This is a genomic window from Bacillus sp. Brlt_9 (assembly GCF_051948935.1).
Lineage (GTDB): Bacteria > Bacillota > Bacilli > Bacillales > Bacillaceae_G > Bacillus_A.
Map to the genome: position 1 here is coordinate 637311 of NZ_JAYJLO010000004.1, position 18541 is coordinate 655851.

The window sequence follows — 18541 nt, forward strand, 5'->3', positions numbered from 1 at the left end:
TAACATGATTATTTTTATGTGTAAAATAAGAAAAGGCATGATTTCTCATGCCTTTTCCTTGAAATGAAACGAATTTTTATCTTGTAAACTTTGAACAAATCGAAAACATTGCACCATCGATAATAGAAGGATAACGATCATAATTATACTAACTACTACTATTGCATATATTGTAATCGGTGCACTATTTATCCCTTGTATTCCGGCTATTTTCATAAAAATAATCGTAAATAATTTCAAAAATAACATCCCATTAACTAATCCAAAAACAAACGCTACGCCATAAATGAATAATTGCTCCTGACATAATACACATAGTACGTTCCTATTCTCTGCTACATAAGATTTCATTTCCTCTTTCCTCACTTGCAGAAGAGAAAACGTTATTTTATATGTAGTAAAAATACATATAACAATGAATATAAGAAACAGCGTGTAAAAACACATTTGAAATAAAAATGTAGTCCCTAATTCCCCAATAGCCTCTTCATTAAATTGGAGCGATATCATAAAAAACAAAACCATAGTACTCATAGCGATCCACATAAATTGCTTCATCCTTTTGGCAGCAAATGTTCTTATATTTTTTCTCACTAACTGACATAAAGACATATGTTCTTCCCCTACCTTACTTCATAACAAACTCATTCTATACTACTAGTGTATAAAAATATGACATTTTAAACATCGCACTACAATCTGAATTGTTTCTAAGTCTTTAGTCCTAGAAAACAAAAATGGTAAAAAAATCATATTTAGAATATAATTGTAAAAAGGAGGGTGTTGCATGCGTATAAAATTACTATCAATCTTGTTTTTATTATTTCTCACCAGTTGTAACCCACTTAAAAATAATGAAGTTGCCATTGCTGAGCCATACAAATTAACAGAAGAGCAATCCTCTATTTTAAAAATGACCCCTTTTCAAGAAGGAAACAGCATGTTTTACAACGTTACACTAAAAAATGAAAAAGATGAAATACATGCTACAATTGATTATTATCAAAATGGTAAAAAAACAAAAGAAATTGCTTACATTGCTACCTCTCATTTTTCAAAAAAGAAAGTGAAACTTTCTTTTATACCACCGCATTTCCAATTTGATAAAGATATACAAGAGAAAGGTCAATGGTATATGAGTATTGAAGGTGGTTCAACGCTCGTCCCGCAAGAGGATCCCTAGGCATAAATAGTTCTGCAACTACTACAATCCAATCTACTAAAAACTTAAAATACAATCAAAAAACAATTTTAGCAGCGGTCATCCAAACAAATAAAGAAACTGTAAGCGTCCCTACAATTGATGAAGATTCGAGTATTGATATACTCTTGAAAGAAAACGAACATGTTTATCTCTTTAGTATAGAACTAAAAAAAGAACACTAAAGCGGAAATGTAATACTATTGCATTTCCGCTTTAGTGTTTAACGAGGTGTACTTTTAAATAAATTAATTAATCTCATCCTCAACTTCTATTCTCTTCTTCTCTCTTGAAATTTTCAAAAACTCTAAAAGTTCTGGATTAGTATTCATTTTTTTGTACGCTACTGACATTTCTGCAACAAAATTCGAATCACATAACTCTTTATATACGACCTCGGTTTTATACAATTTATTTGCCGATACAGGTATTACCGTAATTCCAATTCCTGCCGCTACAAGTCCCATAACTGTTTGATATTCCGTCGCTTCTTGTACAATATGTGGACTAAACCCGACGTCACGGCAAAGTGATAAAATTGTATCGTATAACGCTGGCCATACGGGCCTTGTAATAAATACAAACGGTTCGTCTCTTAAATCTTCAATATGTATTTCATCCTTTTCAGCAAGTGGATGTGCCTTCGGTAAACATAACGTACAAGAAAGCCTTTGAATTGGTTCTAACTCTAGTAATTGTGTTGGAATTGGCGGACGTAAAAAACCAATATCAATACGGTTATCGTGAAGTGCATGCACCTGATCTGGTGTTGACAGTTCATGTAGTGCAACAGACACTCTCGGAAATTTCTTTCTATACTCCCTTACGATAGATGGTAAAATATCATATATCGCCGCACCTACAAAACCAATTGAAAGTGAGCCCACTTCTCCCCTTTGGGCACTTTGTGCAATCTCTACTGCTTTTTCAATTTGTTCAAACGCTTTTTTTACTTCTTTTAAAAACATTTCACCAGCTTCTGTTAATTCAACCTTTCTCTTCGTTCTTGAAAATAACATAACTCCCATTTCTTTTTCTAATTGCTGAATTTGTTGACTAAGCGGTGGTTGTGTCATTTGTAAACGAGCAGCTGCTCGTCCAAAGTGCAACTCCTCTGCCACTACAACAAAATATTGCAAATGCCGTAATTCCATTTTGGACACCCTTTTCACTTTCGATTAATACATCTAATATATTAATAACATATAATTTATATATTAGACAAATTTTTTGAATGAACGTATAGTAGAAATTGTTAATTCTTTTTTACAATTTTTATGTAAAAAAAGAAAGAGGTGGTTACTGTATGAAATGGTGGAAATTAAGCGGACAAATCTTATTATTATTTTGTTTCGCTTGGACAGGTGAATGGATTGCAAAACAGGCACACCTCCCAGTTCCAGGAAGTATAATCGGTATTTTTTTATTATTAATTTCATTAAAATTTAACCTAGTGAAAAAAGAGTGGATACAGGATGGAGCAGACTTTTTATTAAAAGAACTTATTTTATTTTTCATTCCTTCTGCAGTCGCTGTCATACGCTACAAAGATACACTATCACAATATGGAATCGATCTCATTTTAATTATTATGATTAGTACACTTTGTGTCACTCTAGCTACAGGACTCTTAACAGAATTGCTACTAAAGCGGAAAGGATCCGTACAATGATCGGCTTTCTTTGTTTATTATTAACACTATTCACATATTGGATATCGAAGAAAATGTATCAACGCTGGAATTGGAGCTTACTTTCTCCTCTTCTCGTTTGCCCTATTATTTTAATTGCTTTATTACTTGGACTAGATACGCCTTATGAAACATATGAAACAGGTGGTCAATGGTTAACAGAATTATTAAAGCCTGCAACAGTTGCTTTTGCATGGCCAATCTATAAATACTTTGATTTACTTAAGAAACATGGAATAGCTATTTTACTTAATGTCATTGTCGGTTCATTTTTATCAGTTATTACTTCAGCACTACTAGCAAATTATTTTCAAATTGATTCATCGTTAGAACATAGTTTAGCACCTCATATTGTAACGACACCAATTGCAATGGCCATTTCAGAAATGATCGGTGGTATGTCACAATTAACAGCCGTATTTGTTGTTTTAACTGCGTTAACAGGGGCATTGCTCGGTCCTTCTCTCATACGTATATGTCGTATTAAAACAGCGCTCGCAAAAGGTATTATGTTAGGCACGAGCGCAAATGGAACCGGTACATCAAAAGCATTCGAAATCGGCCCTGTAGAAGGAACGATTGCAAGTTTATCTATGCTTTTAACAGCAGGAGCTAGTTTAGTTATCGTTCCGCTTTTCTTATCGTGGATACATTAAAAAAGCAAGTGTTTAAACACTCGCTTTTTTATTTATATATTTATTTAAAATCTCATAATCCTCCGGGAAAGATAGCGTTAATTCCTTTATTTCATCTATCCTTTTCCATGCAATTTCATGTATTAACTCATCAGGATCTTGGATTTTCATACTACCGCCTATTTTTTTAACGACATAATAATGAACATATACAGGAAATCCGTATGTAATACCCTCTTTTTCGTATATTTTATTTACAACTTCCACATCGTAACCTGTTTCTTCCCAAACTTCTCGAATACAACATTCTTCTAGTGTTTCTCCCTTTTCAAGCCCGCCACTTGGAACAGACCACCTTTTTTCTTCATCCTTTCGCCCTTGCAACACCATTAAAACTTCATTTCTTTCATTTACGCATACTGCTGCACAACCTATCCATCTTTCCATATACATCCCTCCCCTACTACTATTCGTCCTCTTTTTTATTTTCCCCTTGAAAAAAGAGGAAAATAGTAAAACAATGACGAAAGATTACATCAACTTCAAAGGCAATCCCTTCTTAGAAATGAAAAATGGAAGGATGAAAATATGATTTCTAAATATGTTGTGGAATGTGTCTTTTGTGAAGAAAATCGAAAACCTCGCCAAGCTATCGTAACAGTTCCCGCCACTACTCAGCTACTAGCCATTGAAAAAGTGCGTGCGGAATGTAAACGTCGTTTCGGAAAAGCTTTATTATTGCACACAGAAATTAAAGAAGAAATAACTTTTGAACAAAAAGAAAGCCGACCATAAATTGGTCAGCTTTCTTATCCGATCATATTTTCACATGAAGATTAGGGGCATCCTCTTTAAGGATCGGGATTTTCCCATTATGTACGTTCCATAATGGTCATCGAACAATATATTTCTATGCAATTAATTATTGAATAGAATAGGGCAAAACTTGTTCGCATTTTTAGAAAAGGGATAGGGATATAATTCAAGTAGCACTTCGAATACTCGAACTTTACACTCATTATATTAAAGCAAATCCTTTTATATGGGAAATATGAATTACTTACATAATTCATTCGTAAAACATATTAGTTTGCTATATTATTTTTATTCCATCAATAGCATAGGTGTCCTAATTGGTGAACACTTCAAAGCCATACAAATAAAAAGCACCCTGGACAGATGCTTTTCACACTTTTCTAAATTGATACTATGTACTTAGTCTTGATTAATCAAAATTACCGCAGGACCAGCGACTACTACTCCAGCTACTTCTATCTTTTCAAATTCTTTTACTGTAATAGATATAACCCCTTCTCTTTCCATCAATTCTTTACTCAGGGCTTCAGTCGGTATAGTTTTCACCGTCTTACCTCCTTTTCATTTATACAATATGACACAGTAAAACTTTAATCAGTAGACCTTCAGTCCACTCCGCACTGATTATAATTGAGCTACCCGTTTATGCACGGTAAAAATAACCCAATGCATCTATATATATGCATCACCTCCGCTTTCATTCCTTATTCCCCCTAAAACTCTTCTCTCCCTTCTGTAACGTATTGAAAAATAAAAAAGCACTCGCAATCGCGAATGCTTTTTCATTATTTACTTTCTATTACATTTAACATTCTATTAATAAATGCTGCCGATTCTCCACGCGTTGCAGAACCTTTCGGCATAAATTCATTATTTTCATTTCCTTTTACAATACCTAATCCATAAACACGTTGTACAGCTTGTTTATCATATGCTAAATTTTGATCCGAGAATGGTAACGGAACTAAGTTACCTTTAATTTTTTTATATTGCAGTGCACGGTCAATCATGATAACAGCTTCATCTCGTTTAATCGTATCATTTGGAGCAAATGTCCCATTCCCTCTACCACTTATTATCCCGGCAGTTGCTGCACGATTAATACCGTCTATTAGCGATGGATGTGCTGTATTTAAATCATTAAAATTCGATGATCCTTCAGGTAACTGCAATGATCTTGAAATGAAATTCGCGAATTCACCACGCGTTACGAGACGATCTGGCCAATAAGAACCTTTCCCGTCTCCAACCATAATGCCACGCTTATCTAATTCACGAATGTCTGCTTCGTACCACCCGCCTGTTATATCATCTTTATGGTTCGCATCATAATAAGCTTTTGTTCCTTGTAAAAATGGTTCCCACGCATTGTTTTTAATCATAATGGCGGGACAATTTTTACCACTCCAAAATTGATGCTTCTTCACATTTTCTATAGGAATATGTAATTCTCCCATTAAATAAGCTGCTAATTTACGAGCATTTTCAACAGCTTTATTATAATCACCATCTTCGTTTACAGCAATTTCAATCGCAATGGATTCTCGATTTCCAGTTCCTTCTGCTCCATCTCCGGCATGCCAAGCATTTTCGTTTAATGGAAGGTGTTGATAAATCTCTTTATCATCTACTGTAAAGTGCCAAGACGCTGAACGATCTTCCGTTCCCGTTGCTTGATTATATAAATATATTGCATGGTTTCTAGCATTTGCCCCAACACTGTAATTATCTGTCTCGTGAATCGTAATATACTTCGGATTCATCGCATAACCAGGACGAATATTGTCATTTCCTTTCGGTACAATCATTTCTTTTAAAGTTATACCATAAATATCCGTTGTTTTCTCTTCTATTGGCGCAGCATACATAGCTGCTGCACGTTTTGTACGTGTTGACGTTGTATCTTGAATAAGCGAAGCTTTTGTTCCTTCAAATTTTGCTGAAGGTGAATGAATCCATTTCATCTCATTATTTATTTTTACTTGGAACCATTCTCCCGCCTGTCCAATTGCTTGAATAGTTTGCGGCTCCATTACATTTTCTTCTTTGTATGAAGTAAATGGTTCAGAGTAAGTAGAGCTTTCTTCATTAATAACTAACTTTTCACTTAATAACGGGTGAATTTCTTTAACCTCTACATTTCCATCACTATTTTGTATCCATCCCGTACCCGATGAAGTTTGAACATAGTAAGCGTTTCCCTTTCTCTTCTCAGCTTTTACGACTTGATTCGAAATACGAAACCCTGTCTCTTTTTGAAAATCACTAGAATCATATAAAGGTACTTCTTTCACTATATGTACAAGAAACTCACCTTGCACTTCATTTATTACTCCCTTGTCCTCTCCACGACCATCTTCATCCTTCATATGGTTTTCAATACTTTTTAAAGCTTGTTCATCAGTTGAAACTGCTACTGTTTTTTCAAGTTCATTAGCATAGGAATAATTTGGAATCGTTACCGTACCAAATACAATCGATGCAGCTAAAACATTATAAAATCTTTTTTTCATCATAATACTTAACACGCCGTAATTAAATTCGTGTTAAATTCCCCCTCCTCAACCAAAATATAGGTTATATAGTAAACTATTAAGTAACATAACCATTTACAATATAACAGACTCATCCCAATTCGTATAGATAGGAATGACTACTATTTTCCTACATTTACTATATTGGAATATAAAAAAGAAGCTATAATATATAGCTTCTCTACGGTTCTTTAATCTCTTTGCACCTTATATTCCATAACTTTACCATCTCTATCAAATTGTAAAACAAGATGTTCACTATCTATAGGAATAAAGCCTCGTTCAGTTCCCAGATAGTACGAAGTGATAACCCCGCCTTCTCCATTTCTCGTTTCAGTAGGAGCTCCTAACAATTTTGTAATTTCTTCATTTGATTTTCCTGTTAATTTATATTTTTGTATTAGATTATCTACCATATGTACCCGTTTCTCTTCGACATGTAACCATCGCTCTTGATTAAACTTTGAAGTGTATGTATTCATACTTAATTGTGCAGTACACACTATTAACGGAATGAGTGCTACTATTACCACTCCCGACATTTTCTTCTTTTCTTCATTACAATTTTTAGAAACATATAAGCTAGACTTTTGAATCATAATTAATAAAACGAATGGCATGACTACTACAAAAATACTCGTTACACTTAATGACGTATGTACCATATCAATAATAAAAATAAACGCAGTATACATTAGTACATACAAACAAAAGTAAACATACAAAATACCCCTTAATATAGCACTCAGAAAGCCCACCTCTTTTTAATTCATTATATAATTCATTCGATTAATAGTTTCTCTAAGCTTTTCTAACTCTTGCTCTGTATATATTACTTTCCCTGTTAAGATCTCATTTCTGAAGAACGTTACAATTTGCTCTCTATCTTTTAATCTCGGCGTTTTTTCTTCAGAAAGATCCAGCACTTCTTTCCCGCTCTCATTATAAAAATATACAATCGGTTTTACGTTTTCCTTTACAATATTAACTTGCAGTTCTTTCAAACAATTGTATAGAATATGCGATAGTTTCTTCGCTCTATATACTGGATTCCCTTCATTTTTCACTTGTATCGTTAATGAATCTTCACCTGTAATGTATGCAAACGTCTCTTCTTTCTCCATCTCTTGTTGATACTTGCCAATTTCATCAATCATAAATGAATATATACTAGCATTTTCTTTCGTTATGCCATGAATTAAGTGCCCTGTCCATTCTTTCGTCTCAATTACATACATACCCGTTTTACTTAAGACGAGATGATGAATTCGAAGATCATTTCCTCCATGCTGATTTCTAATAAAAACATTCGGCATAATATGAAATTCATTATGTAGTATTATGCCTTGCTCTACGAAACCACGCTTCATATATTGTAATGTTTCGTGTGTACTCACTTCAGCTCCATTTTTCGTATACTCTCGCAAATCTGCAATTAACTTTTGAAACATATGTATTTCGTTACTATGTTTTTCTTGCATTTCACTGCGTTCTTTACTATGTTGCACAGCTAATTGATTTTTCATCATACGCATATTTTCAAGTTCTCTAGCTGCACTTATTTGTAAATCACTGTATTTCTTCTGTTCCATATTTTTCAATGTATTTTGTTGTTCTTTATGTTCTGTAACCGTAGCTGCAATTTCATTTTCGTACGTTTCAATTGCTTGTTTCTTTTCAAATTCTACTTGCTGGCTCTCTGATTCTAGCTGTTTATTTTTATAAAACAGCACGAATACTGCAGCTAATAATAATAAAATTACACCCATTAGCACATAATCCATATATTTTTCTCCTTCATTTCATTCCCTACTATTTTCCATACATATTTCTACTCCATTATACTATGTTATTCTTATATTTTTTGTAAAATTTTCATGCGCAGTCAAAAGACCTTGTAATTCTACAAGGCCTTTTGTAAACTTCCTTTATTTTGTAGTAAGTACATATTATAATACAACCCTTGTTCACTCAGTAATTCTTGATGTGTTCCTCTTTCTACTATCTCTCCATCATGCATAACAAAAATTTGATCTGCATCTTGAATTGTAGATAATCTGTGCGCAATTGCTATAGTCGTTCTCCCTTTTCGCATTTGCTGTAATGCTGTTTGGATTGCATCCTCTGTTTCTGTATCAATATTAGCTGTTGCTTCATCCAATACTAATACTTTCGGATTCGTTGCTATCGTTCTAGCAAAGGCAATTAATTGTCGTTGACCACTAGAAAAAGCGGCTCCTCTTTCTACTACTTCCGTTTCATACTGCTCTGGTAATTTCTCAATAAACGTATTCGCTTGCACAAATTGCGCTGCTTCTTTTACTTCTTCATCCGTAATCTCTTCATTATACATACGTATATTTTGTTTTACATTTCCCGCAAATAAAAATGCATCTTGCAATACGAGTCCGATTTTCTTTCTAATTTCTTGTTCTGTAAATCTCTCTAAATCTACACCATCTATTACAATATTTCCGGACTTAATATTATAAAATCGCATTAACAAATTCATAATGGTACTTTTTCCGCTACCAGTGTGTCCAACAAAAGCAACCGTTTGCCCTTGTTTCACGTGAAAAGATACATTTTTTAAAACATCCCGTTTACCATCATATGAAAAAGTAACATTTTTAAATTCAATATCTCCATTAATGACTTGAGGGTTTCCATCCCCTTTTTGAACTGGCGCTAAATCTTTTTCATCCATTAAATGAAATACACGTGAGGATGAAACAAGTGCCTGTTGGAAAAATGATAATTTCATCATCATCTCATTTACAGGCTGGAAGAAACGATGTATATAGTTAACAAAGGCATATAAGACACCTACTTCAACAGGGCTCTTTAAAGCATCAATTCCAAATAAACCAAGGACTAACGCAATAGCTACAATATGCACTAAATCCGTTGCTGGACGTAAAAGTAACGCATCTAACTTTAACGTACGTCGCCCTGCACTATAATGTTTATCATTCACTTCTTCAAACTCTTTTCTCATGCGCTTTTCTTGTCTGAACACTTGAACAATATTCATTCCTTGAATCGACTCGTTTAACTTTGCATTTAACACGCTAAGTTGATTACGTACTTCTAAATAAAAAACTGCACTTTTCCGGCGATATAGCACCATAATTGCAAACATGATCGGAATTAATACGAGAGAGAATAGAGCCAATTTTACATTTAATAAAAACATCGCTACTACAATACCTATTAAAAAGACTACATTTTTGACAAATGTGGATAATACACTTACATAAAAATCTTTAATCGCTTCCGTATCATTCGTTATACGCGATACGAGCGTACCAATTGGCGTACGATCAAAGAAACTTAATGACAACTTTTGAACATGATCATATACTTCAACACGCATATCTTGAACAATTTTAAAAGCGATATTTTGAAAATATAATAAGTCTAAATACGTAAATAATACTTTTAATAAATGAGCAATAAGATACACTACAAATAGTGTAACAAGTGCTGATTGGTCAAAGTTACGTGGTACTAAATGTTCATCAAGAAATTGTTTAATTAAAAAAGGCCCCATCATTTCAGTGACAGTTGCACCAACTAAAAAGATAAACGCTAAAGATAACAATCCTTTATATGGCTTCATATAAGAAAGTAACCTACTTAGATCACTCCGCTTCTTCTCAGTCATCATACGCCTCCTTTCTCGACTAATGCTTCTAACTGCTGGCTCTCATACATTTCTTTATACCAACCGTTTTCTTCCATTAATTGCTCATGTGTACCTCGTTGCACAATTCTGCCCTCATCCACAACAAGAATAAGATTGGCATGTTGAATTGCACTTAAACGATGAGCAGTAATAATCGTTGTTTTCCCTGCTCTTTCCCTCTTTAATGCATTTAAAATCGTTTCTTCTGTTTTTGCATCTACCGCTGATAAACAATCATCCAAAATTAAAATTTCAGCATCTGTTAATAAAGCACGTGCGATAGAAATTCTTTGTTTTTGACCTCCGGATAACGAAACGCCTCTTTCTCCTACTACTGTTTCATACCCTTCTGAAAATTGGAGGATGTCATTATGAATACAAGCAATCTCTGCAGCTCGGGTAATTTCATTATATGTAGCATCCGCCTTTCCGAAGGCAATATTTTCCCCAATACTCGCGGAAAATAAAAAATGATCTTGCGGCACATATGAGATGGCAGAACGAACACCGTAAAGTGTTACATCACGAATATCCCGCTCCCCAACTTTTAATTCACCATTAAAATGATCATACTCACGAATTAAACATTTTAATAACGTCGTTTTCCCCGCACCTGTCCGTCCGACAACTCCTAGTGTTTCACCTTTCTTCAAATCAAAGTGAACATCTATTAGCTGCGACAATTCATTTTTCTTATATGAAAATGAATCAATCGTAAATGTAACATCACCGCTTGCTACTTTATGTACAGCATCTTCTCTATTTACGACATCTGATTTTTGAGAGAGAATTTTCTCTACACGGTCATACGAAGCACGCCCACGCTCCATAATATTAAACAACCATCCAAACGCTAACATTGGCCAAACGAGGGTACCTAAATACGTTGTAAATGTAACAAGATTACCTACAGTTAATTCGCCTCTCACAACTAATACTGACCCGTAACATACTGCAATTAAAAAAGAGAATCCAACGATAAGAGAGATGGTCGGATCAAACAACGAATCAATACGTGCAACCAACATATTTTTATGTACGACATCTTCTGACTTTTTTCGAAATGCTTGTAAATCTTCTTTCTCTTGTCCAAGGGACCGAATTACCTTCATCCCACTCATACTCTCTTGCACTTTATCATTGATTTCCGAAAACGATTGCTGCGCTTTATGAAACCTTTTATGTAATAACGTTCCATAATAATTTGTCGAAATCGCTACAATCGGCATTGGAATTAAGCTTAACAATGTCAACTTCCAACTAATTGTAAAGCCCATCGCTACGAGTACACATCCACCAACCGCTAATGAATCAACAAGCGTTAAAACCCCTGCTCCAGCAGTTTGTTGAATCGCCTGAATATCATTGGTCGCATGCGCCATCAAATCTCCAGTACGACGTGATTGATAAAAAGATGGACTCATCTTTGTAAAATGTTCATATAAATTCTTTCGTAATTGACGGGCTAATTTTAACGAAGACCCAAAAATCATAATACGCCATAAATAACGCAATATGTACATAGTAACCCCTACAACTACTAATAAAATAACCCACTTCAACAATTTGTCAGATGTTAATGTTCCATTATTAATTTCATCTACTACAATACCTAGTACTTTCGGGGCTACGAGTTCAAGAAGTGCGACACCAAATAACATAATAATTCCGATTATGTACGCTCGTTTTTCCTGTTTAAAAAACCACGCTAAATTAATAAATACCTTCATTCTTCTCCTCCTCCCTTAAAATGAGCGATGTTTTCAGTTTACCAAAAATACAGAATTTTTAAAAGTTTTAAACTCTATAACTAACAAAAAGAAAAGACACTCTTAGCGAGTGTCTTTTAGCGCTTATTTTGTTTGTTGCTTGCTCATTGCGCTCATCATTTGATTGATTTTCTTTTGGGAAGGTTTTTGTCCCATTTGCATCATCATCATTTTTAACATTTGTTCATTAATTGGTGGATTTTTTTCTAAGTAGTTCATCATGTATTTGCGGGCAATGAAAAATCCTAACGCCACGCCTGCTACTAGTGCTACTACGCCCACTAGAATACCTAACCAAATTGGCATATATTTTCCTCCTTCATGTTGTCTACCTTACAGTGTACTAAAACCTTTTCAATAAGACAAGATACAATTCGACATTTTTTACACATATGTTCGTACTTGTTTTAGAGGATTCAGCCATCCGTACTTTGTATTTTCATAATCCATAGCTAAAAATGTTAATTCACACTTCCTTAACACCTCAAAGAAAGTCGTTTCCATAGAGACATTTCCAGAGGTATTCATACGAATATAGTGTGGCTTCACCATTATTTCGCCGTATTCCGCTCCTGTATAAAGTGTATGTGTATGATGTGTTCGATCATATTTACCAAGAACGCGCAAAGCTTGTTCTAATTTATGATGAATTTTCATTACTTGTAATGGCATCGTTATATACATCATTTGTTTATATAACACTTTTTTCTCTGAAAGGGACCCAGATTCTGAAAATCGAGCAAATAAATCAAAAAACAAATATTCACGACCAAAGTAAGCCTTCGCAATATCCTCTTGAATTAAATACAATTCATACGTTTTCATCTTTCGCCTCCCAATCTGGACAACCTTTTCTCTTCATTATATAGAAGAAATTTTGCAATGATTGTCTGACTGCGGAGAGATAAAAAACTTTTTCTGTCGAAAAAACTCATTTACATAGAAAAACCTCTCCATGCCGGAGAGATTTTTCTAAAATCATTAAAGCATTTCTTTTACTTTACGAACAACGTTCTCTACAGTAAATCCATACTCTTCCATAATCTTCTCACCAGGAGCAGAAGCACCGAATGTATCGATACCTAACACATCTCCTTCAAGACCTACGTAACGGTGCCATCCGAATGTAGCACCCATTTCGATTGCGAAACGTTTTGTTACTGCTTTTGGTAATACAGATTCTTTGTACTCAGCAGTTTGAGCTTCAAAGCGATCCATAGATGGCATGCTGACAACAGATGCGTCAACGCCGTCTGCTGCTAGAGCTTTTTGTGCTTCAATAGCTAGACTTACTTCAGATCCAGTTGCAAGTAAGATTACATCTGCTGTTTCTTTTTTGCTTGTAGAAACTACATATGCACCTTTTGCTACTTTTTCATACGTATCTTCTTTTGCACCTTCTAATGTTGGAAGGTCTTGACGAGTTAATACTAAAGCAGTTGGTTTGTTTGTAGATTCTAAAGCTAGTCTCCAAGCTGCAACAGATTCGTTGCCATCAGCTGGACGAATAACAGATACATTTGGCATTGCACGTAGCGCTGCTAATTGCTCGATTGGTTCATGTGTTGGACCATCTTCACCAACAGCGATACTGTCGTGTGTGAATACATACGTTACTGGCAATTGCATTAATGCTGCAAGACGAATTGCTGGACGTAAGTAGTCAGAGAATACGAAGAACGTACCACCGTAAGTTTTTAAACCGCCATGTAGTGCAATACCGTTCATTGCTGCACCCATTGCGAACTCACGTACACCGTACCAAATATTTTTTCCGCTGTAATCATCTCTTGTAAAGTCTTTTTCGTTATTCATGTATGTTTTGTTAGAACCGGCAAGGTCAGCAGATCCACCGAAGAATGATGGTACAGACTCTGCAATTGCATTAATTACAGCACCTGAAGAATTACGAGTTGCTGCTTTTGATCCTAATTCATAAGTTGGTAAGTTTTGCTCCCAACCTTCTGGAAGAAGACCATTCATTGCTGATTGCAGTTCGTTTGCTAATTCTGGATATGCTTGTGCATATTCACCTAGCATCGTGTTCCACTCTGCTTGCGCAGTTTCACCAACATCTTGTACTGTTTTACGGAAGTTGTCATATACTTCTTCTGCTACATGGAAATCTTGCTCAGCAGTCCAAGCATATGCTGCTTTCGTTAATTTTGTCTCATCTACACCAAGTGGAGAACCATGTGAAGCTGATTTTCCTGATTTGTTTGGAGAACCGAAACCAATTGTCGTTCTTACTTCAATTAGCGTTGGGCGTTTTTCGTCAGCTTTCGCTTCTTCGATTGCTTTCGCGATAGCTTCAATATCGTTTCCATCCTCAACACGGATTACTTGCCATCCGTATGCTTTGTAACGATCTTCTACACTTTCAGAGAATGAACGATTTAAATCGCCATCTAATGAAATATCATTTGAATCGTAAAGCACAACTAGACGACCTAATTGTAAGTGAGCAGCCAATGAAGATGCTTCAGCAGAAACGCCTTCCATTAAATCTCCATCACCACAAATAGCGTATGTATAATGATCTACTACATTATACGCATCACGGTTATATTTAGCAGCTAAATGTCTTTCAGCCATTGCCATACCTACAGCAGTTGAAATACCTTGTCCAAGTGGACCAGTAGTTGCGTCTACACCAGCTGTATGACCGTACTCAGGATGTCCTGGAGTTTTGCTTCCCCATTGACGGAAATTCTTTAAGTCATCCATTGTTACATCATAACCAGATAGGTGAAGTAGGCTGTATAATAACATTGAACCATGACCTGCAGATAATACGAAACGATCACGGTTAAACCACGTTGGGTTATTTGGATTGTGTTTCATAAATTGAGTCCATAATGTATAAGCCATTGGTGCTGCACCCATTGGCATTCCTGGGTGACCAGAGTTTGCTTTTTCAATCGCATCGATGGATAATGTGCGAATCGTGTTGATAGAAAGTTGTTCGATTGAATGTGACATGCTATTCTTCCCTTCGCTTATATTAGTAAACGTTTTATACATTTATATGATAGCTTCCCACGCAAGATTATACAACATGTATCGACAAATATGTTGATATTTTTTTGGTTTTCCATAAAAAAACCAATGATTTCAGGAATGTATGGGCATTCAATATGACATACTTTTTCATTGTTTTTATTTTAAAAAGAAAGGGAATTATCTGTATATTTATTCATCGATTTTAAATTCCATAATGCAAAATATATCCTTCCCCATTTTTCACTCTGCGAAGCAAACGAATAAACGACTGTAAATCTTGACATAATTTATCTCGATTAAATACGTATCTTTCATATTCTCCATCCGCATTATTATCATTTTCCCATTGAAACTGTCCTGTCAATTCGATTATTTCTGGCGCTAAAGAAAACATGCTAACTAGCGAACAAAATAACTGTTCTGCTATCACTGCCCCTTGCTGTTCTACTTTCGTAATACCATAATAGTGAATTCCGAATCCTTCTGCTCTTTTCGCTGGATAATAGGTCGGAATCCAATGGATGAAATCTAATAGATATACGATTAGCTCATCACTTAATACAACACACTCATCTATCGTTGCCTCTTCTTTATATAGAAAACAAAGTTCAATCCAATCTACACCTTTAAAATCCAATCCTTTTTTTTCATTTGAAACAAATACAAAATCATGTTGTAAAGCCAAAATATCCCTCCTGTTTTTCCATAATGTCTGCATTCATTATTCTTAATTATATAAAAAAAGCACCTTTTGTAGGTGCTTCTAAAATAACTTATACGATTTTCTTCCGTATCGAACTTGAAATATAATCAATGATAATTACCATTAAAATGATACCCAATAAAATAATTCCCACACGAGACCAATTGCGTGAACTTAGTGCAAAAATTAGAGGCGTACCAATCCCACCTGCTCCAATAACACCTAAAATAGCAGCGGATCGCACATTAATTTCGAATCTGTATAACGTATACGATAGAAAATCCGGTAATACTTGTGGTAATACTGCATACCAAAGTATTTGAAATCGATTCGCGCCTGTTGCTATTAACGCTTCCGTCGGTCCCTTATCTATATTTTCAATTCCTTCTGAATATAGTTTTCCTAACATCCCAATAGAGTGTAACCCTAAAGCTAGAACTCCGGCAAAAGAGCCTGGTCCAACAGCTTTTATAAATAAAAGAGCCATAACTAGTTCAGGGAATGTACGAACAAAACTAAGTACAAATTTTCCAGTTCCTGAAGTTAATTTCCCACTACTCATATTCGTTGCTGCCCAAAAAGCGAATGGAACAGATAAAAAGGCAGAAATAAATGTACCTAATATCGCAATTGCCAACGTATCAATTAAACCATGTAATAAATCTTCACCATCTGGCAAAGATACATACGACCAATCTGGATTCAATACACCTGTCATAATTGCTTTTGTAATTTCTCCCGCCGTATCTTTGATTCCCTCTAACGGTACTCCTGAAAAAGCCCATACATAAACAAATGTAAGTGCTATAAAAATAATCCAGCGATACATACTCGGTTTTGGTACGATTAACGTCGTTTTACTCATTATAATTTCTCCCGCAACAATGTACTTACATAATCAATTAACAATACAACAACAAGAGTATAGATAATAATAGAGGCAGTTTGTTCATATTGTAAAAATCCAAGTGTACGATCATAATATAATCCAATACCGCCAGCCCCTACTAAACCTAAAACAGCTGCTGCACGTACGTTCACCTCAAATGTATAAAGAACATAGGAAACAAAATGTGCTTTCACTTGTGGAATTACCCCATACACAATCCATTGTACTTTATTTGCTCCTACTGCTGTCATCGCTTCTAATGGACCTGGATCAATCGATTCAATTGACTCATACAATAATTTTGCCACAAGCCCAATTGAGAAAAAAGTAAGAGCCAAAATACCTGGAAGTGGTCCTATTCCAAAAATAGCTACGAAAATTGCCGCTAATAATAAATCTGGTATCGTTCGGATAAAATTTAAAATCAATCGAGCTGGACCGTACAAGAATGTACTAGTAAACACATTACTTGCCGCAAATAATGCCAGTGGAATAGCTAAAATTGCTCCTAAAGTCGTCCCAATAATCGCCATACGTATTGTATCTAACATCGCTGTTGTAATAACTTGAAAATAACTCCAATCTGGCGGCACCATCTCTTTTAATAAATCCATCATATTAGGAAAACCAATTACTAGTTTTGAAAATGATGCGTCGACCTGTACACTACTTCCCCACAACAGTAAAATGACTAGAAGAAACGTTAACATATGTTTCAACTTACTCGGCGGCTTCGGTATCGCTTTCGAATATATCGTTACATCACTCATTTAACTGCCACCTCTAACAATTCACTTTTCTGTGCTACGTCTCCATAAATTTCAGCAAATTTTTCATCCGTTGCCTCTTCTACTGAACCGTCAAAAACAATTTCTCCTGCATGTAATCCAATAATGCGTGTCGCATATTGCCTAGCTAAATCAATAGAATGTAAGTTTACAATTGTTGTAATTCCAAAATCTTCATTGATTTTTTTCAAATCATCTAATACTTGCTTTGTTGTTAGCGGATCTAACGATGCAACAGGTTCATCTGCCAATATGATTTTTGCTTCTTGCGCTAATGCTCTAGCAATCGATACCCGTTGCTGTTGTCCTCCTGATAATTCATCAGCTCTCGCATATGCTTTTTCTAAAATATTCACCCTTTTTAACGATTGAAAAGCAAGCTCCAAATCTTCTTTTGGAAATAGGCCTAACGTTGTACGCAGTGTTGAATGATACCCAACACGGCCAGCTAATACATTTTTCAATACCGTTGATCGCTTTACAAGGTTAAAACTTTGAAAAATCATACCAATATCTCGGCGCATTCGTCGTAAGCCTTTTCCTTTCGCAGAGGTAATAGACTCTCCTTCAATCATAATTTCGCCTTCTGTAATCTCATGAAGTCGATTTACCGATCTGAGAAGTGTAGACTTTCCAGCCCCAGACAGCCCTACCATTACAACAAATTCACCTTTTTGAATGTTCAAGTTTATATTATTTAATCCTTTTGTACCATTCGGATACACTTTGGAGACATTTCGAAACTCTATCACACATCTTACCTACCTTCTCTGTATTCAAAACGGCAAACTAACTGAAAACATATCATTCCAGTTAGCTGCCATT

General features: G+C 35.1%; 19 protein-coding genes and 1 pseudogene. 4 read left to right on the plus strand and 16 right to left on the minus strand.

What is annotated here, in order from left to right; all coding sequences use genetic code 11:
* Positions 1-45: 45 nt before the first annotated feature.
* On the minus strand, positions 46-612 hold the full coding sequence (locus VF726_RS19725) for an ABC transporter permease (protein WP_440171350.1): 567 nt from the start codon (positions 610-612) through the stop codon (positions 46-48).
* A gap of 175 nt (positions 613-787) precedes the next feature.
* Between VF726_RS19725 and VF726_RS19730 the strand changes: the two are divergent.
* Positions 788-1386, plus strand: a pseudogene (locus VF726_RS19730) (histidine kinase).
* Positions 1387-1449: 63 nt separating this feature from the next.
* On the opposite strand, the gene alsR reads toward VF726_RS19730, so the two are convergent.
* Positions 1450-2355, minus strand: coding sequence for an acetoin biosynthesis transcriptional regulator AlsR (gene alsR / locus VF726_RS19735; protein ID WP_440171352.1), 906 nt, complete (start codon positions 2353-2355; stop codon positions 1450-1452).
* Positions 2356-2507: 152 nt separating this feature from the next.
* Between alsR and VF726_RS19740 the strand changes: the two genes are divergently transcribed.
* Both VF726_RS19740 and VF726_RS19745 read left to right on the plus strand, forming a co-directional pair.
* Positions 2508-2873, plus strand: coding sequence for a CidA/LrgA family holin-like protein (locus tag VF726_RS19740; protein WP_166704072.1), 366 nt, complete (start codon positions 2508-2510; stop codon positions 2871-2873).
* The gene (locus tag VF726_RS19745; RefSeq protein WP_000578956.1) at positions 2870-3547 is read left to right on the plus strand and encodes an LrgB family protein; all 678 of its coding nucleotides are present in this window, start codon (positions 2870-2872) and stop codon (positions 3545-3547) included. The genes VF726_RS19740 and VF726_RS19745 overlap by 4 nt, the downstream gene beginning before the upstream one ends.
* A gap of 12 nt (positions 3548-3559) precedes the next feature.
* Here the strand turns inward: VF726_RS19745 and VF726_RS19750 are convergent, their stop codons facing one another.
* Positions 3560-3973 carry an NUDIX hydrolase gene (locus VF726_RS19750; RefSeq protein ID WP_440171355.1) on the minus strand — a complete coding sequence of 138 codons (414 nt, stop codon included), beginning with the start codon at positions 3971-3973 and terminating at the stop codon, positions 3560-3562.
* A 141-nt stretch (positions 3974-4114) separates the two neighbouring features.
* Between VF726_RS19750 and VF726_RS19755 the strand changes: the two genes are divergently transcribed.
* Positions 4115-4321, plus strand: coding sequence for a DUF3903 domain-containing protein (locus tag VF726_RS19755; protein WP_440171357.1), 207 nt, complete (start codon positions 4115-4117; stop codon positions 4319-4321).
* A gap of 420 nt (positions 4322-4741) precedes the next feature.
* Here the strand turns inward: VF726_RS19755 and VF726_RS19760 are convergent, their stop codons facing one another.
* From VF726_RS19760 to phnC, 13 genes are all read right to left on the minus strand, one after another.
* Positions 4742-4888 (minus strand): BC1881 family protein, encoded by a 147-nt coding sequence (locus VF726_RS19760; RefSeq protein ID WP_440171359.1) that lies wholly within the window; start codon positions 4886-4888, stop codon positions 4742-4744.
* 239 nt (positions 4889-5127) lie between these two features.
* Positions 5128-6855, minus strand: coding sequence for an S-layer homology domain-containing protein (locus VF726_RS19765; RefSeq protein ID WP_440171430.1), 1728 nt, complete (start codon positions 6853-6855; stop codon positions 5128-5130).
* Positions 6856-7067: 212 nt separating this feature from the next.
* Entirely contained in the window at positions 7068-7634 is a 567-nt protein-coding gene (locus VF726_RS19770) for a hypothetical protein (protein WP_440171361.1), read from the minus strand.
* Between the two features lie 6 nt (positions 7635-7640).
* Positions 7641-8660 carry a nuclease-related domain-containing protein gene (locus VF726_RS19775; protein ID WP_440171363.1) on the minus strand — a complete coding sequence of 340 codons (1020 nt, stop codon included), beginning with the start codon at positions 8658-8660 and terminating at the stop codon, positions 7641-7643.
* Positions 8661-8779: 119 nt separating this feature from the next.
* Positions 8780-10543: an ABC transporter ATP-binding protein gene (locus VF726_RS19780; RefSeq protein ID WP_440171365.1), complete on the minus strand. Its 1764-nt coding sequence runs from the start codon at positions 10541-10543 to the stop codon at positions 8780-8782.
* The gene (locus tag VF726_RS19785) at positions 10543-12294 is read right to left on the minus strand and encodes an ABC transporter ATP-binding protein (protein WP_440171367.1); all 1752 of its coding nucleotides are present in this window, start codon (positions 12292-12294) and stop codon (positions 10543-10545) included. The genes VF726_RS19780 and VF726_RS19785 overlap by 1 nt, the downstream gene beginning before the upstream one ends.
* Before the next feature lie 123 nt (positions 12295-12417).
* The gene (locus tag VF726_RS19790) at positions 12418-12639 is read right to left on the minus strand and encodes a YneF family protein (protein ID WP_001123316.1); all 222 of its coding nucleotides are present in this window, start codon (positions 12637-12639) and stop codon (positions 12418-12420) included.
* A gap of 78 nt (positions 12640-12717) precedes the next feature.
* Positions 12718-13158 (minus strand): sporulation inhibitor of replication protein SirA, encoded by a 441-nt coding sequence (gene sirA / locus VF726_RS19795; protein ID WP_000860645.1) that lies wholly within the window; start codon positions 13156-13158, stop codon positions 12718-12720.
* 156 nt (positions 13159-13314) lie between these two features.
* Positions 13315-15315: a transketolase gene (tkt, locus tag VF726_RS19800; protein WP_440171370.1), complete on the minus strand. Its 2001-nt coding sequence runs from the start codon at positions 15313-15315 to the stop codon at positions 13315-13317.
* 223 nt (positions 15316-15538) lie between these two features.
* Positions 15539-16021, minus strand: a complete 483-nt coding sequence (locus tag VF726_RS19805; RefSeq protein ID WP_440171372.1) for a coproporphyrinogen III oxidase — start codon at positions 16019-16021, stop codon at positions 15539-15541.
* Between the two features lie 88 nt (positions 16022-16109).
* Complete coding sequence (phnE, locus tag VF726_RS19810) at positions 16110-16904, minus strand: phosphonate ABC transporter, permease protein PhnE (protein ID WP_440171374.1); 795 nt, start codon at positions 16902-16904, stop codon at positions 16110-16112.
* Complete coding sequence (gene phnE, locus VF726_RS19815; RefSeq protein ID WP_440171376.1) at positions 16904-17698, minus strand: phosphonate ABC transporter, permease protein PhnE; 795 nt, start codon at positions 17696-17698, stop codon at positions 16904-16906. Before phnE (VF726_RS19815) ends, phnE (VF726_RS19810) begins: the two co-directional genes overlap by 1 nt.
* Complete coding sequence (gene phnC / locus VF726_RS19820) at positions 17695-18468, minus strand: phosphonate ABC transporter ATP-binding protein (protein WP_440171378.1); 774 nt, start codon at positions 18466-18468, stop codon at positions 17695-17697. Before phnC ends, phnE (VF726_RS19815) begins: the two co-directional genes overlap by 4 nt.
* Between the last annotated feature and the right edge of the window lie 73 nt (positions 18469-18541).

Coding starts and splice junctions, on each gene's coding strand:
- VF726_RS19725 (WP_440171350.1), bottom strand. CDS start 612: ATGTCTTTATGTCAGTTAGTGAGAAAAAATATAAGAACATTTGCTGCC.
- alsR (WP_440171352.1), bottom strand. CDS start 2,355: ATGGAATTACGGCATTTGCAATATTTTGTTGTAGTGGCAGAGGAGTTG.
- VF726_RS19740 (WP_166704072.1), top strand. CDS start 2,508: ATGAAATGGTGGAAATTAAGCGGACAAATCTTATTATTATTTTGTTTC.
- VF726_RS19745 (WP_000578956.1), top strand. CDS start 2,870: ATGATCGGCTTTCTTTGTTTATTATTAACACTATTCACATATTGGATA.
- VF726_RS19750 (WP_440171355.1), bottom strand. CDS start 3,973: ATGGAAAGATGGATAGGTTGTGCAGCAGTATGCGTAAATGAAAGAAAT.
- VF726_RS19755 (WP_440171357.1), top strand. CDS start 4,115: ATGATTTCTAAATATGTTGTGGAATGTGTCTTTTGTGAAGAAAATCGA.
- VF726_RS19765 (WP_440171430.1), bottom strand. CDS start 6,855: ATGAAAAAAAGATTTTATAATGTTTTAGCTGCATCGATTGTATTTGGT.
- VF726_RS19775 (WP_440171363.1), bottom strand. CDS start 8,660: ATGGATTATGTGCTAATGGGTGTAATTTTATTATTATTAGCTGCAGTA.
- VF726_RS19780 (WP_440171365.1), bottom strand. CDS start 10,543: ATGACTGAGAAGAAGCGGAGTGATCTAAGTAGGTTACTTTCTTATATG.
- VF726_RS19785 (WP_440171367.1), bottom strand. CDS start 12,294: ATGAAGGTATTTATTAATTTAGCGTGGTTTTTTAAACAGGAAAAACGA.
- VF726_RS19790 (WP_001123316.1), bottom strand. CDS start 12,639: ATGCCAATTTGGTTAGGTATTCTAGTGGGCGTAGTAGCACTAGTAGCA.
- sirA (WP_000860645.1), bottom strand. CDS start 13,158: ATGAAAACGTATGAATTGTATTTAATTCAAGAGGATATTGCGAAGGCT.
- tkt (WP_440171370.1), bottom strand. CDS start 15,315: ATGTCACATTCAATCGAACAACTTTCTATCAACACGATTCGCACATTA.
- phnE (WP_440171374.1), bottom strand. CDS start 16,904: ATGAGTAAAACGACGTTAATCGTACCAAAACCGAGTATGTATCGCTGG.
- phnE (WP_440171376.1), bottom strand. CDS start 17,698: ATGAGTGATGTAACGATATATTCGAAAGCGATACCGAAGCCGCCGAGT.